The organism is Hymenobacter armeniacus (genome assembly GCF_014699055.1).
Taxonomy (GTDB): Bacteria; Bacteroidota; Bacteroidia; order Cytophagales; family Hymenobacteraceae; genus Hymenobacter; species Hymenobacter armeniacus.
The window spans coordinates 250,021-266,752 of the sequence record NZ_JACXAC010000001.1 but is presented as its reverse complement, the minus strand read 5'-3'; the positions used below and the strand labels follow the sequence as shown (position 1 = coordinate 266,752).

General features: G+C 64.2%; 14 protein-coding genes. 11 read left to right on the top strand and 3 right to left on the bottom strand.

The genetic code is table 11. From position 1 onward, the window contains the following. Positions 1 to 106: 106 nt before the first annotated feature. Positions 107 to 1,555, top strand: a complete 1,449-nt coding sequence (locus IC234_RS01175; RefSeq protein ID WP_190922004.1) for a diadenylate cyclase — start codon at positions 107 to 109, stop codon at positions 1,553 to 1,555. 152 nt (positions 1,556 to 1,707) lie between these two features. Here the strand turns inward: IC234_RS01175 and IC234_RS01170 are convergent, their stop codons facing one another. After that, entirely contained in the window at positions 1,708 to 2,697 is a 990-nt protein-coding gene (locus IC234_RS01170; protein ID WP_190922003.1) for an aldo/keto reductase, read from the bottom strand. 188 nt (positions 2,698 to 2,885) lie between these two features. Here IC234_RS01170 and IC234_RS01165 point away from each other — a divergent pair, with 188 nt between their 5' ends. The 8 genes from IC234_RS01165 (at position 2,886) to IC234_RS01130 (ending at position 10,332) form a co-directional block, all read left to right on the top strand. After that, entirely contained in the window at positions 2,886 to 3,332 is a 447-nt protein-coding gene (locus IC234_RS01165; protein ID WP_190922002.1) for a hypothetical protein, read from the top strand. Positions 3,333 to 3,343: 11 nt separating this feature from the next. Beyond that, positions 3,344 to 4,039, top strand: a complete 696-nt coding sequence (locus IC234_RS01160) for an SCO family protein (RefSeq protein ID WP_190922001.1) — start codon at positions 3,344 to 3,346, stop codon at positions 4,037 to 4,039. Next, a complete protein-coding gene (locus IC234_RS01155) occupies positions 4,036 to 4,461 on the top strand; it encodes a c-type cytochrome (protein ID WP_190922000.1) in 426 nt (141 codons plus the stop codon). The genes IC234_RS01160 and IC234_RS01155 overlap by 4 nt, the downstream gene beginning before the upstream one ends. Positions 4,462 to 4,574: 113 nt before the next feature. Beyond that, complete coding sequence (locus IC234_RS01150) at positions 4,575 to 5,507, top strand: enhanced serine sensitivity protein SseB C-terminal domain-containing protein (RefSeq protein WP_190921999.1); 933 nt, start codon at positions 4,575 to 4,577, stop codon at positions 5,505 to 5,507. A gap of 160 nt (positions 5,508 to 5,667) precedes the next feature. Next, positions 5,668 to 7,026 carry a M20/M25/M40 family metallo-hydrolase gene (locus IC234_RS01145; protein WP_190921998.1) on the top strand — a complete coding sequence of 453 codons (1,359 nt, stop codon included), beginning with the start codon at positions 5,668 to 5,670 and terminating at the stop codon, positions 7,024 to 7,026. Positions 7,027 to 7,125: 99 nt separating this feature from the next. Next, positions 7,126 to 7,515, top strand: coding sequence for a hypothetical protein (locus tag IC234_RS01140; RefSeq protein ID WP_190921997.1), 390 nt, complete (start codon positions 7,126 to 7,128; stop codon positions 7,513 to 7,515). A gap of 161 nt (positions 7,516 to 7,676) precedes the next feature. Further along, on the top strand, positions 7,677 to 8,438 hold the full coding sequence (locus tag IC234_RS01135) for a slipin family protein (protein WP_190921996.1): 762 nt from the start codon (positions 7,677 to 7,679) through the stop codon (positions 8,436 to 8,438). Between the two features lie 172 nt (positions 8,439 to 8,610). Then, positions 8,611 to 10,332 carry a T9SS type A sorting domain-containing protein gene (locus IC234_RS01130; RefSeq protein ID WP_190921995.1) on the top strand — a complete coding sequence of 574 codons (1,722 nt, stop codon included), beginning with the start codon at positions 8,611 to 8,613 and terminating at the stop codon, positions 10,330 to 10,332. A 71-nt stretch (positions 10,333 to 10,403) separates the two neighbouring features. On the opposite strand, the gene IC234_RS01125 is transcribed toward IC234_RS01130, so the two are convergent. After that, positions 10,404 to 11,261, bottom strand: coding sequence for a DUF2911 domain-containing protein (locus IC234_RS01125; protein ID WP_190921994.1), 858 nt, complete (start codon positions 11,259 to 11,261; stop codon positions 10,404 to 10,406). A gap of 180 nt (positions 11,262 to 11,441) precedes the next feature. Here IC234_RS01125 and IC234_RS01120 point away from each other — a divergent pair, with 180 nt between their 5' ends. Together IC234_RS01120 and IC234_RS01115 are read left to right on the top strand one after the other, a co-directional pair. Continuing rightward, positions 11,442 to 12,944 (top strand): SDR family oxidoreductase, encoded by a 1,503-nt coding sequence (locus IC234_RS01120; protein ID WP_190921993.1) that lies wholly within the window; start codon positions 11,442 to 11,444, stop codon positions 12,942 to 12,944. A 309-nt stretch (positions 12,945 to 13,253) separates the two neighbouring features. After that, a complete protein-coding gene (locus IC234_RS01115) occupies positions 13,254 to 14,078 on the top strand; it encodes a hypothetical protein (RefSeq protein ID WP_190921992.1) in 825 nt (274 codons plus the stop codon). A 14-nt stretch (positions 14,079 to 14,092) separates the two neighbouring features. Here the strand turns inward: IC234_RS01115 and IC234_RS01110 are convergent, their stop codons facing one another. Next, the gene (locus IC234_RS01110) at positions 14,093 to 16,678 is read right to left on the bottom strand and encodes a type IA DNA topoisomerase (RefSeq protein ID WP_190921991.1); all 2,586 of its coding nucleotides are present in this window, start codon (positions 16,676 to 16,678) and stop codon (positions 14,093 to 14,095) included. Between the last annotated feature and the right edge of the window lie 54 nt (positions 16,679 to 16,732).

Sequence of the window (16,732 nt, the reverse complement as noted above, 5' to 3'; positions counted from 1 at the left end):
CACGAAAACAGGAATTTTGTTTCGTTCTACCACTATCCCCGCATTTTTTCCGTAGTTCGGCCTAAAGTCGGGGCCGCAGCGAGGCCCGGCCGTCTTGAATCTGCCCATGTGGGAACACCAAAGTCTGTTTCGCGTTTCGGCCCAACTCTTTGCCGAGGGGGTATTTAACTTGCTCGACCGCAACCTGCGGCCGGAGATTTTTCTGCTCGGTTTTGCCTCGGCCAAGGAGGCCGACGAGCCCGATGCCGTGGTGGTGGAACCCCCCACGGCGCGCTACAAGCCGCAGGATTTCCGGGAAGTGAAAACCCGGGCCGCGGCCCTGGAAGCCGACACCGGCCCGCAAGGCTCGGTGTACCACCTGCACCCCAACGACCACGACCGGTTTGAGAAGCAGCACTGGTACGAGCTGATGTGCCGCGCCACCGAAACCACGCTGCACGAGCTCACCCGCAGCCGGCACGAAAACCGCCGCTCGTTCTGCTCGGTGCCGGTGAGCTTGCAAGGCTACCTCGTGACGGTGGTGCTCCAGCTCTCGGCCGACTGCTACGAAGGCTACTATTCGCTGCCCAAAGCCACCAGCGCCCGGCCCGCCAACCTGCCCCACGCCACGGTGGTGGAGTTTCTGCACGACTGCGCCCGCGCGCTGCGCGAGGCCGATACGGCAGACAACGACCAGCCCGTGCTCGACCGCGACTACAACGAGCTGCTGCGCTCGGCCGGCCGCCGGCTGATGCTGCGCGTGGCCCCCGCGGGCACCCACGGCCTCTACGATGCCTGCAACGGCGTGGCCGCCCTGCGCCACGAGGGCGACGAAGGCATCGGGACCATGCTGGTGAGCCGGCGCCTGCACCCGGCCATCGTGCCGGTGCTCACGCTGGAAACGCCCGTGCCCATGCGCGACCACCGCTCCATCCGAAAGCTGCTGGAGCTGAGCGAAGGCCACACGGCCCTGATTTCGGACGCCTCGCACGTGTTCGGGCTGGGCCAGTTGGTGCCGGAGTCGGATGGGCAGTACGAGCCCCTGGTGACGGTGCATTTCACCAACCACTACAGCTGGGAAATGAGCCACGCCGGCCACATCCTCATGCGCGTGGTGAGCAACACGCCGCGCCTGCCCCAGGGCCGCGTGGCCGCCGACAACTTCGCCCGCATCGTGCGCATCGTGTTTCCGACCCTCGACGCCGACAGCACCGACTATCTCTGGGACCTGGCCCAAAAGGCCAGCACGCAGCCCACCGGCACCATTCTGGTCATCACGGCCGGCGCGGCGCAGGAGGCCCAGCGCCTCACGCGGCAGTGCTTCCGGGTGGTGCCGCGCATCATGACGCCCTCGGTGCTGCGCCTGGTCACCAACATCGACGGGGCCGTGCTCATCGAGCCCAACGGCATGTGCCACGCCATTGGCGCCATCCTCGACGGGCTAGCCACCGACAAGGGCGACTCTTCGCGCGGGGCCCGCTTCAATTCGGCCCTGCGCTACGCCAACAGCAGCAAGTACCCCATGCTGGCCGTGGTGGTGAGCGAAGACGGCTGGATTGACCTGCTGCCGAGCTAGGCCTCTTGGTCATTGCGGGGCCGCAGGCCGCGGCATTCCATATATGCCAAAACCAGACAATCTTAAAATGTAAAAAGCCCCGGTTCTGGGATAGAACCGGGGGTTTTTTGGTGTACAACTCGTTATCAAAAAGCAGTCACATTTGACAGTTTTTACCCGTTCACAGAGCCCATCATAGCGGCCGGGTAGCGCAGGCCGGCAGCCTTGCCCTGGGGCGCAATCTCGTCGAGCTGCGCGAGTTCGTCCTGGCTCAGCTGCACTTCCAGCGCGCCCAGGTTTTCTTCTAGGTACTTCACGCGTTTGGTGCCGGGAATGGGCACCACGTCGTCGCCCTGGGCCAGCACCCAAGCCAGGGCCAGCTGGCCAGCCGAGCAGTTTTTTTGCTTGGCCAGGTCGTTGATGCGGGCCACGAGGTCGAGGTTTTTCTGGAAGTTTTCGCCCTGGAAGCGGGGCGTGTGGCGGCGGTAGTCGTCCTCGGCCAGGTCTTCAAACTTTTTGATTTGGCCGGTGAGGAAGCCGCGGCCCAGCGGCGAGTAGGGCACGAAGCCCACGCCCAGCTCGCGCATGGCGGGCAGAATCTCGTCTTCGGGTTCACGGCTCCAGAGCGAGTATTCGGTTTGCAGCGCGGCAATGGGGTGCACGGCCACGGCCCGGCGCACGGTGGCGGGCGCGGCCTCGCTCAGGCCCAGGTAGCGCACTTTGCCTTCTTCCACCAGCCGGCTCATGGCGCCCACGGTTTCCTCGATGGGCGTGTTCGGGTCGACGCGGTGCTGGTAGTAGAGGTCGATGTAGTCGGTGCCGAGGCGCTTGAGACTGGCTTCGCAGGCCGCTTTCACGTACTCGGGCCGGCCGTTGATGCCGCGCTTGGTGGGGTCGTGGGGGTCGCGCTGAATGCCGAATTTGGTGGCCAGCACGATGCGGCCGCGCTGGCCTTTGAAGGCGCGGCCCAGCAGCTCCTCGTTTTTGAAGGGGCCGTACATGTCGGCCGTGTCGAAAAAGGTGACGCCCAGCTCAAGGGCGCGGTGCAGGGTGCGGGTGCTTTCGGCGTCGTCCTGGCCGGCGTAAAAGTCGGACATGCCCATGCAGCCCAGGCCGAGGGCCGATACGGTGAGGCCGGAGCGGCCCAGTTGGCGGGTTTTCATAAAGCGAAACGGAAAGTTGGTGGTTGATGTAGGGAAGGCAGCGCCTGCTGGCTCTACGCAAGGGCATCTCAAACCGGCTAGCCCGGGGTTTTGATTTTGTTTTTTGCGGCTTTCGTTTTTGCACTACGCCTCCATTCCCTACGGCCGTCAGTTCCGCGCCACACGCCCGCCGGCCGTACCTTTGCCCCGTGAACATCGCCCCGAAAAACGTCCTCCCGCTGGCCCTGGTGGCCCTGGCTGCGGCCTGCTCCTCCCCCAACCAGCCCATTGCCGAGCAGGGCGCCCCCTCCGAAGCTTCGGCCGCCGAAATGGTCCTCATGAACCGCCACGACTCGCTGATGGCCGAAACCAGCAAGCTCTACGAGTACAAGGCCAAGCTTTCGGGCTACCACACCGAGGCCGCCGCGCCCTACATCCACGGCCTGCTGGCCGCCGATGCCGCCATGATGGACTGGATGCACCAGTACAAAGCCCCCGACACCACGGCGGCCCCCGCGGCCCGCGTGGCCTATTTCCGGCAACAGCAGGAAATACTGGCGGGCGTGAGCCGGCAATACCGCGCCACCCTCGACTCGGCCCAGCGCTTCACCACCGAGCACCCCGCCGCCGGCGACGTGCCCCCCGCTTCTAAATAACCTGCTTTGTTATGTTGAAACGCCTGCTGTTGCTGCCCTCGCTGGCGGCTGCCCTGCTCACCACCGCCTGCACCGAGGCCCCGAAGGAAGCCGTCAAGTTGCCCATCATGGGTGAGCGCGACGTGCGCCCCCGCGCCGACGGCGGCCCGGCCGACACCGTGTTTGCCACCGTGCCCGCGTTCCGCCTCACCGACCAGTTCGGGCAGGTGCTCACCAATAAGAGCTTTGCCGGCCGCGCCTACGTGGCCGATTTCTTCTTCGCCACCTGCCCCGGCATCTGCCCCAAAATGCAGGCCGAGATGCTGAAGGTGTACAAGAAATTTGGCCAGCAGCAGCGGCTGGCCTTCCTCTCGCACACCATCGACCCGGCCCACGACTCCATCCCGGTGCTGCGCGACTACGCCGAGCGCCTGGGCGTGGGCACGGCCCGCAACTGGCACTTTGCCACCACCGGCGCCCACGGCGAGCCCACCGCGCGCGACACCGTGTTTCAGCTGGCCCAGGCCTACTTTACGGCGGCGCTCCCCGACAAGCAGGCCCCCGGCGGCTTTGCCCACAACGGCACCTTCGCCCTCGTGGACGACCAGGGCCATGTGCGCGGCCTCTACGACAGCCTCAACCCCAAGGAGGTGGACCGCCTGCTGGTGGAGCTGCCCGTGTTGCTGGCCGAAATCGACAGCCGCAAGCCCGGCCTGGCCCGGCAATGAGGGGGGCCATTGCCCGGCCGGCCAGCGCGTTGGGCGCGGCGCTGGCCCTGCTGGCGGCGCTGCTCCAGCAAAGCTGCTTCAGCAACAACCGCCACCAGGGCGAGAAACTGTATTCCCAGCACTGTGCGGGCTGCCACGGCGAACAGGGCCAGGGCCTGGGCCGCCTGATTCCGCCCCTGGCCGGGGCCGACTACCTGGTGGACCACCGCGCCGAGCTGCCCTGCCTGCTGCGCTACGGCCAGAAGGAAGTCATTGTGGTGAACGGCGTGGCCTACCACAACGTGATGCCCGGCGAAAAGGGCCTGAGCCCCGCCCAGCTCACCAACCTGCTCAATTTCATCGAAACGCACTGGGGCAACAGCGCTTCGCCCCGCACCATCCGGGAGGTGGAGCAGCAGCTGGAGGCGTGCCGGGGGCGGTAAGGGCCTGAAGTGTAGAACAGTCGTGTCCAGCAAGTGCTTTCCCGCGTTTTGCCCCTGCCAAACCCGTTTTTCGCCGTAGATTGCACCCCAATTCACTTGCATTCTTATCCGATATGGGCCTGTTTGACTTCCTGAAAAATAAACCCGCCGACACCCCGGCTACCCCCGCTCCTGCCGGCAACCCCGGCAGCGCACCCGCTGAAAAACCTGCTGGTGGTCCCCGCTACCAAGGCTCCAAGTTCGTGGCGCCGGTCGAGCCCGTGGCCCCCGCCCCGGTATACCAAATTCCGGAGCCGATGCCGCTGCCCTTCGAGCCCGAAAACGTGCTGGAGCAGCTTCTGCTGCTGGCCGCCACCGACGAAAACGCCCGCCCGGCCTTCTACCAGGCCCTGCTGCAGGAAGAAATCCTGATGATACTCGCCCCGATGGAAGGCATCGAGCCCGGCGAAGTGGTGCTGAGCGAAGGCCAGGAAATCCAGCTGCAGGTGCTGAACGACGGCAAACTGCCCATTTTCAGCTCCGTGCCGCGCCTCACCGACGGCGACATGGACCACCCGCCCATGAGCTACGTGCGCCTGCCCGGCCACGCGTTTTTCCAGATGGTGCAGGGCCAGGACTGTGTGCTGAACCCCTTCTCGCCCGCCGGCAAGCTGCTGCCCAAGGACGAGCTGGCGGCGCTGCTGTCGGGCCAGCTCACCGGCCCGCTCTCGCCGGCCGGGGGCGACGCGCAGGTGCTGCTCAGCCAGCCCGCCGAATACCCGCAGGCCGTGGCCGACGCCATTGCCGCCTGGGCCGCCACCGAGCCGCACATCGACAGCGTGTACCTGGCCCAGATGCAGCTCGCCGACAACCCCGACGTGCCGCGCCTGCTGCTGGCGTTCATCAGCAACAACCCCGACCCGAGCTTCATGCAGAACCTGGGCCCCGTGCTGCAAGGCCAGACCAACGCCTACCAGTTTGTGGACCTGATGCTGCTGGACCCGAACTCGGAGGAAGGCGTGAACCCGTACTTCCGCACCGTGGAGCCTTTCTATCGCAAAGGATAACCACCGGTTCAGCTAGCGACAAGAACGTCATGCTGAGCGCAGTCGAAGCATCTCTCCCGTGGAAGTAACCGGTTTACTCTCGCGGGAGAGATGCTTCGACTGCGCTCAGCATGACGTTCTTTTTTCTTTCCATTCCCAAGCCACGTCCTACCTTCCCTCCATGAAACTCGCCTCGCTCTTCCTGCTCGCGCCCTTCGTTGCCCTGGCCCAAACCAAGCCAGCTTCGCTCCTGCCCCCGGCCGACCCCAAAATCCAAAAGCTGGTGGATGAAATCTCGGCCAAAAACCTGGAGGCCGACATTCGCAAGCTGGTTTCCTTCGGCACGCGCCACACGCTGAGCGACACGCAAAGCCCCACGCGCGGCATCGGCGCGGCCCGCAACTGGGTGCGCGACGAGTTTCTGAAATACAGCAAAGCCGGTGGCGGCCGCATGACCGTCGAGATGGACACTTTCACGGTGAAGCCCGACGGCCGCCGCATCAACAAGCCCGTGCTGATGGCCAACGTGCTGGCCACCCTGCCCGGCACCGACCCCACCGACACCCGCGTGATTCTGGTGAGCGGCCACATCGACTCGCGGGTGAGCGACGTGATGAACGCCACCGCCGACGCGCCCGGCGCCAACGACGACGGCTCGGGCACGGTGCTGGTGATGGAGCTGGCCCGCGTGCTGGCCGGCCAGAAATTCCCCTGCACTCTCAAGTTTGTGGCCGTGCAGGGCGAAGAGCAGGGCCTCTACGGCTCGGGCCACCTGGCCGAGCGCGCCAAAAAAGAAGGCTGGAACCTGATTGCGATGCTCAACAACGACATCGTGGGCAACTCGCACGGCTTCGACCCCGAAATCAGCGACGCCACGCAGGTGCGGGTGTTCAGCGAAGGCGTGCCGGCTAATGAGACGCCCGAGCAGGCCCGCATCCGCCGCCAGCTCAGCTCCGAAAACGACGCGCCCAGCCGCCAGCTGGCCCGCTACATTCAGCGCACGGCCCAGCTCTACGGCCGCGGACACAAGGTGGCCTTGGAGTACCGCCCCGACCGTTTCCTGCGCGGCGGCGACCACACGCCCTTCAACCAGCAGGGCTTTGCCGCCGTCCGCTTCACCGAGATGAACGAGGACTTCACCCACCAGCACCAGGACCTGCGCACCGAAAAAGGCCGCGCCTACGGCGACACGCCCGAAGGCGTGGACTACGCCTACCTGCGCCGCAATGCGGGCATCAACCTCGCCACTATGGCGGCGCTGGCGCTGGCACCCGCCGCCCCGGCCAAGGTCGAAGTCCTCACCGCCAACCTCACCAACCGCACCGAGCTGCGCTGGCAGGCGCCCGCCAGCGGCCCCAAGCCCAGCGGCTACGTGGTGCTGGTGCGCGAAACCAGCGCCCCGCAGTGGCAGCAGCGCTTCCCGGTGAGCGGCACCACAGCCGACCTGCCCATCAGCAAGGACAACTTCATTTTCGGCGTGGCTGCCATTGATGCGGCCGGGCACGAGAGCGTGGCGGTACTGCCGGTGGTGGGGCGGTAAGAGCGGCCATTAGCGAGTGAGCGTCTCCGTAAACATAGTGAGGCGCGCGCAACCACTTGCTACGCTCGCAGGTCAGGCAACGAAACCAAGCCTCTGACCATGCGCTTCTCACTGTTCTCTGCTGTGTGTTTTCTGCTGCTAATAACTAGCTGCCAGAAGTCGACTCCCACTCCCGATTTAAACGGTACTTACACCGGCACTTTTCAGCGGCAGTCAGGCGGTGGCGGACAAGTTTCTCAGGTGAGCCTCACTTTTTCAGGAGGCAAATGGAGCGGCAACAGTCAGATTCCCAAGTACCCCGGGCTTTGCAGCGGCACTTATGACGTGAATGGGAAAAAGATAACATTCACGAACGTTTGCTATTGGACCGCAGACTTTGATTGGTCGTTGATACTGAGTGACGAATACGACTTGAATGTGAGCGGCAATGTGGTGGAAATTATTAAGCAAGCCCCTTCCTATAAGGATGTCTATCGGCTAAGCAAGTGACGACACATCTCATCCAACAACGCTTGATTAAAGCGGAGCCTAACGCTACATGTGCTTTGATTTTACTTTCGCGCATTGCGTGCTGATGCCTCTTGACCGGTTGTAATACTTCGTTGGTTGTGCCGATACATCCTCTGAAAATTCACCAACCCCAACCGGTCATGTCTCCGCTCGTCATCGTTCTCATTGTTATTGCCCTCCTCCTATCCGGCCTGCGCATTGCGCAGGAATACGAGCGGGCCATTGTGTTTCGGCTGGGCCGGTTTGTGGGCACGCGCGGGCCGGGGCTGTTCTGGATAATTCCGTTTTTTGAGCGCCAGCAAACCATCGACATCCGCACCAAAACGGTGGATTTGGAGCAGCAGGAAACCATTACGAAGGACAGCGTGACCATCAAGGTGAACGCCGTGCTGTGGTTTCGGGTGGTGAATCCGGCCGATGCCATCATTAAAGTGGCCAACTTCAACCAGGCGGTATATCAACTGTCGGTCACGGCCTTGCGCAACATCATCGGGCAGCACCAGCTCGACGAGGTGCTGCGCGAGCGCCAGCAAATCAACTCCGCGCTGCTGCAGATTGTGGACGCGGCCACCGAAAACTGGGGCGTGAGCGTGGAGATGGTCGAAATAAAGGACGTGGAAATTCCGGAGTCCATGCAGCGGGCCATGGCCCGCGAGGCCGAGGCCATTCGCGAGAAGCGGGCCCGCATCATCAAGGCCGAGGCGGAATTGGAAGCCTCCATCAAGCTCACGCAGGGCGCCAAGCAGATGGAAGAAAGCCCCATTGCGCTGGAGCTGCGCCGCATGCAGATGCTCTCGGAAATCGGCATCGACAACAACACCACGACGGTGGTGCTCATCCCCTCCGAGTTCACCAACGCGGCCAAGAGCTTCACGCAGATGGTGACGCAGGAGAAGCCGTAAACGTCTTTGTCATCAGCCGGAAGCCGCGCCGCATTCAGTTGCGGCGCGGCTTTTTTGTGGGTCTCAGAAAAGCCGCGTTTCAGGTTTGGGTCACCCGTATTGGCAAAGCCGTTATTTTCAGCAATATTGACCTATTCAAATTTTATTTTGACTCTATCCAACCCTCTTTTCTATGAAGCGATTTGTACTCCCGTATCTGGTCCTTGCGCTCGGTGCCTTGTCGGCTCGGGCGCAATGGAACCCCAACCCCGCGCAAAACCTGGCCGTGCGCGACGTGGCCGGCACCGGCGAAGTGACGCCACGCATTTCGCCGGCGCCGAACGGCGGCACCTGGGTGTCGTGGTTCGAAACCGTGGCCACCACCAACTACCAGATGCGCCTGCAGTTGCTCGACGTGAACGGGCGGCCCCAGCTGGGCGCTGCCGGCCTGCTGGTGAGCAACCAGCCCCAGGGCACCGCCCTCTACCGCTACGACCTCAAAACCGACAACCTGGGCAACGCCATCCTGGCCTTTCAGGACACCCGCTCGGGCGCCAACCAGTGCGTGGCCTACAAGATTTCGCCCACCGGGCAGCAGCTCTGGGGCGCCAACGGCATTCCGCTGCTTGATGCCGACGCCACCTCCGGGTTGTCGCCCAGCATTGGGGTCACGTTCGGCAACAACGTGGTTATTGGGTGGAATTCCAGCGGCACAGCCAATGCGGCGCACGCCAGCAAATGGGTGTCGTTTCAGAAGCTTTCGCCCACGGGCACGGCCCTGGGCGGCGTGCAGCGCGTGCAAGACCCCGTGAAGCGCTACAGCCGCCCCGGCTTCGTGGCCATGACCACCAACGCCTTCGGGGCCGACGACGTGGTGATGCAGTACGTGGAAGAAACCGGCAGTGGGCTGGGCGTGTCCACGGTCTTCGCCCAGCGGTTTAGCACCACGGGCGCGCCGGTGTGGGCCGCGCCGGTGCGCGTGAGCGACAAAACCATCGGCTTCGCGGCCTTCCCTGAGCTGGTGCCCGACGGCAGCGGCGGCTTCTACGTGCTGCTGGGCTCGGGCAACCCGGCCAGCGCTACCCTGGGCGACATGTATGCGCAGCGCATCCTGGCCGACGGCAGCCAGCCCTGGGGCACCACCGGCACCGAAGTGTTGACGGGCACGGCCACGGCCCGCATTGGCGGCTCGCTGCAGTGGGTGCCCGCGCGCAACGAAGTATGGGTGGTGGTGAACGAGCTCAACAGCGCCCAAAGCAATTCGGGCTTCACGGTGCAGCGCCTCTCCCCCGCCACCGGCGCCGCCCAGCTGGGTGCCAGCGGCGTGCCCGTGCAGGCCGTGAGTTCGAGCTACTACTCGGCCCAAAGTCTGCGCGACACCGGCACCGGCCTCATCATCACCTACACCGAAAACACCAGCGCCGTGAACCGCGCCCTGTGGGCCATCAAAACCAACTATCAGGGGCAGTCGGCTTTCCCCACGGGCAGCGGCATCATTGCGCTCAGCACCGGAACCAGCCCCAAACTCAACGTTGCCACTCTGCCCTTCGCCAACGGCCAGCTGGTGAACGTGTGGGCCGACCAGCGCCAGGATGACGGCGTGTACGCCCAAACCATCAGCGACAACGGCGCGCTGGGCGTGCTGGGCACCCGCGGCGCGGCGGCTGCCCAGCCGCTGGGCATCAGCCCCAACCCGGGCGCGGCGCCGGCCCTGCACCTCACGCTGCGCCACGCCCAAACCCTGGCCGTGCAGGTGCGCGACCTGACCGGCCGCACGGTGCTGGAGCTGACCACGAACGCGCCCGCCGGCGAGGCAACGCTGGCCCTGGAAGCCCCGCAGCTGGCGGCAGGGCTCTACCTCGTAGAAACCACTGTGGCGGGCCAGCCGTGGCGCGGCCGCTGGGTGAAGCCCTGATGCTCGACTGGGAAACGCACAAAAAAGCCCCGCCAATCTTTTGGCGAGGCTTTTTTGTGTAGTGACACGAGCTATTTCTTGGCACCAGCGGCGGCCAGCACCTCTTGGTTGAGGCGCGTGTATTCGGCCTTGGACACTTCGTTTTTGTCAGACTTCACCAATTCTAACGACTTATTGGCGGCTTCGATGGCTTCTTTGTTTTTGCCCTGCTTCTGCAGCAGCTTGGCTTTCCAGTAGTAGCCGTAGTAGCTGGGGCTGGCCTTGATGGCCTCATCGACCCAGCCGATGGCGGGCGTGAGGTCTTTGCCGGTGTTGTAATAATACTGAGCGGCGGTGATGTAGGGCTTCTTTTCGCTCTTCATGGCCTGCTCAATCTGGGCCATCACCATGCGGTCGGGGTCGGCGGTGATGGGCAGGGCCACTTGGGTGCGGTCCCAGCTCACCACCAGGTCGGCGGCGTTGGGGCGCAGGTTTTCCACGGTTAGGGACATGGTTTCGACGGCCGCGGCCAGCTTGGTGGGCTTGGCTTTCACGCGCAGCACGTCGAGGGCCGGCTTGTACTCGTAGCTGCCCCACTGGGCGGTGTCGCGGTTCAGGATGAAAGTCCATTCCTTGGCGTCGGGGATGGTGAGCAGGGCGTAGGCGCCGGCGGGCACCGCTTGCCCGTTGATTTTCACTTCTTCGCCGAAGCGCACTTTGGTGATGGTGTTGGCCCCCGTGCGCCACACCGTGCCGAAGGGCACAAGGCTGCCAAAGGCCGTACGCCCCCGCAGCGACGGCCGCGAGTACGCGAGGTCGATGTAGGAGGTGGAAAAGTTTTGGTGAATGCGCGTAGTGGGGCTCAGGGGCGGGGCCGTGAGCTTGGTCTGGGCCTGGGCGGCCGTGGCCAGCAGCAGGGCCGTGGCGAGGAATGCGGCGAAGTGTTTCATGCGCGCAAAGATGCCGATTAAGTACTGAGGATGCAGGGGTTGCTCCCGTCGCCGCCAGGGGCTGCGCCGAACAAGCTGGCCTTTCTGCCGTTCAGCTAAAAGCATGGTTGGTTGGGCCTGTGCCCCCGCTTGCTGCATTTCACTCCGCTTGCCCTTCTCACTCCGCTTGCCCTTCGCCTTATGAAAATCCTGCTCACCGGGGCCACCGGCTACATTGGCCAGCGCCTGCTGCCGCTGCTGGCCGCCGACCACGACGTGGTGTGCCTGGTGCGCGACGCCCGCCGCTTCTCGCTGGCCGACCTCCTGCCCGAAGCGCTGCAGGCCCGCGTGACGGTGGCGCAGGGCGACCTGCTGAAGCCCGACACCCTGGCCGACGTGCCCACCGACATCGACGCCGCCTATTACCTGGTGCACTCCATGAGCGGCGGCAGCGAAAATTTCTTCCAGCTGGAGCAGCAGTCGGCGCACAATTTCACGCAGCTGCTCAATACCACCGCCGCCCGGCAGGTCATTTACCTTTCGGGCATCGCCAACGACCACGGCCTGAGCGTGCATCTGCGCTCGCGCTTTGCGGTGGAGAAGGTGCTGGCCAAAGCCGAAAATGCGCAGCTCACCGTGCTGCGCGCCAGCATCATCATCGGCTCGGGCTCGGCGTCGTTCGAAATCATTCGCGACCTGGTGGAGAAGCTGCCCGTGATGGTGACGCCGCGCTGGCTGAATTCGCGCTGCCAGCCCATTGGGGTGCGCGACATCATGTTTTACCTCACGGCGGTGCTCGACAACCCGGCCTGCTTCGGGCGGGCCTTCGACGTGGGCGGGCCCGACGTGTTGGCCTACCGCGACATGCTGCTGGGCCTGGCCGCCGAGCGCGGCTACCGGCGCTGGATAGTGACCGTGCCCGTGCTCACGCCCCGGCTGTCGTCGTGGTGGCTGTACCTGGTCACGAGCACCACGTTTTCGCTGGCCCAAAGCCTGGTCGAAAGCCTCAAAAACGACACCGTGTGCGACCCGACCAAGGGCATCGGCGCCGTGGTTCCGCACGAGTGCATGAGCTACCGGGCCGCCCTGGCCCTGGCCTTCCAGCGCATCGAGCAAAACGAGGTGGTGAGCTCCTGGAGCGACGCCATCAGCTCGGGCACCATGCGCCAGAACTACATGGACGCCATTCAAATCCCGAAAAACGGCATGTTCTTCGACCGCCAGTTTGTGCCTTTCACGCGGCCCGTGGGTGAGGTGCTCGACAACATCTGGCGCATTGGCGGCGACCGGGGCTGGTACAAAACCGACTGGCTCTGGCAGATTCGGGGCCTGATGGACAAGGCCGTGGGCGGCCCGGGCCTGCGCCGGGGCCGCCGCTCGCCCTCGCGCCTGCGCGCCGGCGACCCGCTCGACTTCTGGCGCGTGCTGGTGGCCGACAAAGCCAGCCGCCGCCTGCTGCTCTACGCCGAGATGAAGCTGCCCGGCGAGGCCTGGCTGCAGTTTAGAATAATTGACCAGGAAGACGGCACCCATGCCCTAGAGCAGCTGGCCGCTTACCGGCCGCGCGGCCTGGCCGGGCGCCTGTACTGGTACTCGGTGCTGCCCTTCCACGGCATCATTTTCAAGGGCATGGCGCGGAACATCGTGCGGTACAGGGACAATGCGCCAGAGCCAGCAGCCCAGCCACAGCTTGTTGAGCCATGAAAACTCATTGACCTGCAAAGCCTAATAAGCAAGAGGCTATTCTTTTGGCTGCCAACTACTTAAATCTGCAAAAAACGCATGGAAAAGTCTTATAGCCAGAGAAATTGAGTTGCCTTCTCCCGGGCCGAACAGATAGGTTTGGTTTGAAAACGGATTATCGGATTGGCCGTTCGCTCGCATTAACACCAAACGCCTTTCAAGATGATTGACACAGACCTGCTTTCGCTTCGACTCGCTTCGCTGGGCCATTGGTTGCGCGCATTCATCGTTGGCAGCTCCGCCCGATTCGTTCCAATTGCGGCCACGCTCATGCTGTGGACGCTCGTGCCCGAAACGCCGGCGATGGGGCAGTCTCGTTCACTGGTAATGTCAATAGAAGCGACGCAGGGCCAGTACCAGGACGATGTGACTCACGAGAGCACCAGCAGTAGCTTCCTGTGTACTTTTTGCGGCAATAACTACTCGGTTCGGCGTGTGGGGTATTACCACCGCTACGCGCTGGCCGGTGGTAGCGTGGCCTACCAACTCCGGCCCTGGTCGGCGCAGGGCCTGCAAACCGTCGGCCTAGGCATTCGGGTTGGTCAGCAACAGGTTGGCTTCCGGCCTTTGGCCCCTGAGGCGCCGTTCGATGCCAATTCAACCACTGCCAGCACCCGCAACCGGCTCTACGATTTCAACCCCTACCTGACCGGGCGCTTCGGCCGGAAAAAGTGGGCGGTGGGCTACCGCGTGGGTCTGCACCTAGGCCAGCTGCGCTACACGGCCACCGTGTTGGCCGATTCGTCGCTCGACAATGAGTGGCTGGCGCCGGATGCCCAGCTGTGGGTTGGCGTCCGGCGCGTTTTGTTTGCCCAGTTTGATTCGGGGTTGGGCCAATTGGCGCTGGGCAACCACACCACCCGCTTCAGCCTGGGCAGCGGTCTGGGCGCCGATGACGCCCGGTTTCTGCTCGTCGGCCTGGCGGTGGCCCGACACGAGCCACGCTACGGCATGGGTTTTCTCAGCGCCAATATTCCACTAGGCCACACTGGCTTACAGGTCGAACCCTACGCGGCGTCCAATTTCAAACAGCACTACCAGCTAAGCATTCTGATGCACTACCAGATACCGCTAAAAACGCAGACGCAACCCTGATGTACCCCCGCCGCTTACCCAAACACCGGCACCACGCGCCCGTCTTCTACCTTCAGCGCGGCGTCGTACTTCTTGCCGGTTTTGCTGGAAACGAAGCCTTTGATGACGCTGGTTTCGCCCTTGCGCAGCAGCTGCTTCAGTTGGGTTTCGGTGAGCTGCTTGCCGCCCCACTCAAACGCCACGCGGAACTGGCAGTCTTCGCGGAAGCGCGAGCACCCGTAGGCCGCCTTGCCCTTGAGCATGGTGCCCAGCTTGCACACGGGGCACGGAATCAGGCCTGAGTCAGGAGCGGTACCGGGCTTGGCTTCGGCCACCTGCAGCAGCATGGGCTGGAAGCTGGTATCGAGCCCGATGGCGGCGTCGAACTTCTGGCCTTCGGCGCCCACAAAGCCTTTCATCACGGGCGTGCGGCCTTTGGCCAACAGGGCTTTCACCTGCGGGTCGCTCAGCTTTTTGCCATGCACCTCAATGGGCAGCCGAAAGGTGCAGCCTTCGCGGAAGCGCACGCAGCCGAAAGCAGTTTTGCCGCGCACCACGTGGCCGGTTTTGCAGGCCGGGCAGTAGCCGAGGCCGTTGGCGCCGGGCAGCGTGGCCGGGCCGCCGGGCTTGGCGGGGCGGCCGCCGGTCATGCCGGCGGGCACTTTGCCACTGGCCACGGCGCCGCCGTTCTGGGCCGCCTGCACGGCCAGCTCGGCGCTGCCGGAGGTCACCATGCGGCCGCGGCCGTCGTTTTTCACTTCGGCCACCATCTCGCGCACCAGCCCCGACAGCTCGCCCAAAAAGCCTTCCGACGACAGCTCGCCGCGCTCAATCTGGCGCAGCTTGTGCTCCCACTGGCCGGTGAGCTCCGCCGATTTCAGCGTAGGGTTGCGAATCAGGCCAATCAACTCCACGCCGGTCGGCGTGGGCACAATGCGCTTTTTCTCGCGCCGGATGTAGTTGCGCTTGAACAGCGTTTCAATAATGGCGGCGCGGGTGCTGGGGCGGCCGATGCCGTTTTCCTTCATAGCCTGGCGCAGCTCCTCGTCGTCGATGTTGCGGCCGGCCGTCTCCATGCCGCGCAGCAGCGTGGCCTCGGTGTAATCCTTGGGCGGCTGGGTCATCTTGCTTTCCAGGCGCGGGTCGTGGGGGCCGCTTTCGCCCTTCACGAAGTTGGGCAGCACCGTACTCACGGCGTCGTCATCGGCTTCGGCCGCCGCGCCGGCGGCTCCCGGGGCGGGCGCGGGCTTGGGCGCGGCTTGCTGGGTGGGGTCGCCGTACACCACGCGCCAGCCGGGGCTCAGAATCTGGCGGCCGCGCACGCGGAAGGGGCGCTCGGCGGCTTCGGCCAGCACGGTGGTGTTGCTCACCTCGCAATCGGGGTAGAAGGCGGCAATGAAGCGGCGCGCAATGATGTCGTAGACGCTGGTTTCCATGCCGCCCCCGGGACCGGCCGCACCGGTCGGGATGATGGCGTGGTGGTCGGTCACTTTGTTGTTGTTGAAGACTTTGGGCGTCTTCGGAATCTTGGCGGCCAGCAGCGGGCCCGTCAGGCTCTCGTAGCCAATGCCGCGCAGAATGCCGGGGATTTTGGCGTACTGGTCGTCGGGCAAAAACGTGGTATCGACGCGTGGGTAGCTCACGGCCTTCTTCTCGTAGAGGCCCTGCACAATCTTCAGCGTGTCTTCGGCCGAAAGGCCCAACTGGTTGTTGCACTGCACCTGCAGCGAGGTCAGGTCGAAGAGGCGCGGCGGCGACTCGCGGCCTTTCTTAATCTCCACATCGGTCACGCGCAGCGGGGCGGGCCGCACGGCTTCCAGGGCTTCGCGGGCTTCTTCCTCGGTCACGAAATAGCCCAGGGCGCGCAGGCGGCTCTTGGTATCGGGGGCGGCGTCGGCGTCCTTGGCCTTGTCGGGCGCGGCCATGTGGCTGAAGAGCGTGCCCCGGTATTCGGTCTTCAGCACCCAATACGGCTCGGGTTTGAAATTCTGGATTTCGTGCCAGCGCTCCACCAGCAACGCCAGCGTGGGCGTTTGTACCCGCCCGATGCTCAGCAACTGCTTGTCTTGGTAGGTGGTGTATTTGAGCGTGAAGAGGCGCGTGGCGTTCAGGCCCAGCAGCCAGTCGCCCACGGCGCGGCTCTTGCCGGCCTGGTACAGCGAGTCGAACTCCTTGGCCTCGCGCAGGTTGGCGAAGCCCTGCCGGATGGCCTCTTCGGTGAGCGACGAAATCCAGAGGCGCTTCACGGGCTTGCGGCACTTGGCCTCCATCAGCACCCAGCGCTGAATCACCTCCCCTTCCTGCCCGGCGTCGCCGCAGTTGATGACTTCGGTGGCCTCGTCCACCAGCTTTTTGATGGTGTGAAACTGCTTCACCACGCCCTCGTCGCGCCGCATGAGCTTGATGCCGAACGTGTCCGGAATCATGGGCAGGTTGTGCAGGCTCCAGCGCTTCCATTCGGGCTGGTAGTCGTCGGGCTCCTTGAGCTGGCAGAAGTGGCCGAAAGTCCAGGTCACCTGGTAGCCGTTGCCTTCCATGTAGCCGTCCATGCGGCGGGTGGCGCCCAGCACGTTGGCAATCTCACGGGCGACGCTGGGCTTTTCGGCAATGCAAACTATCACGGAATTCGGGTTGATTTGGGAGCTGCGCCGACGGTTTTTCGGCGTAGGGAATCA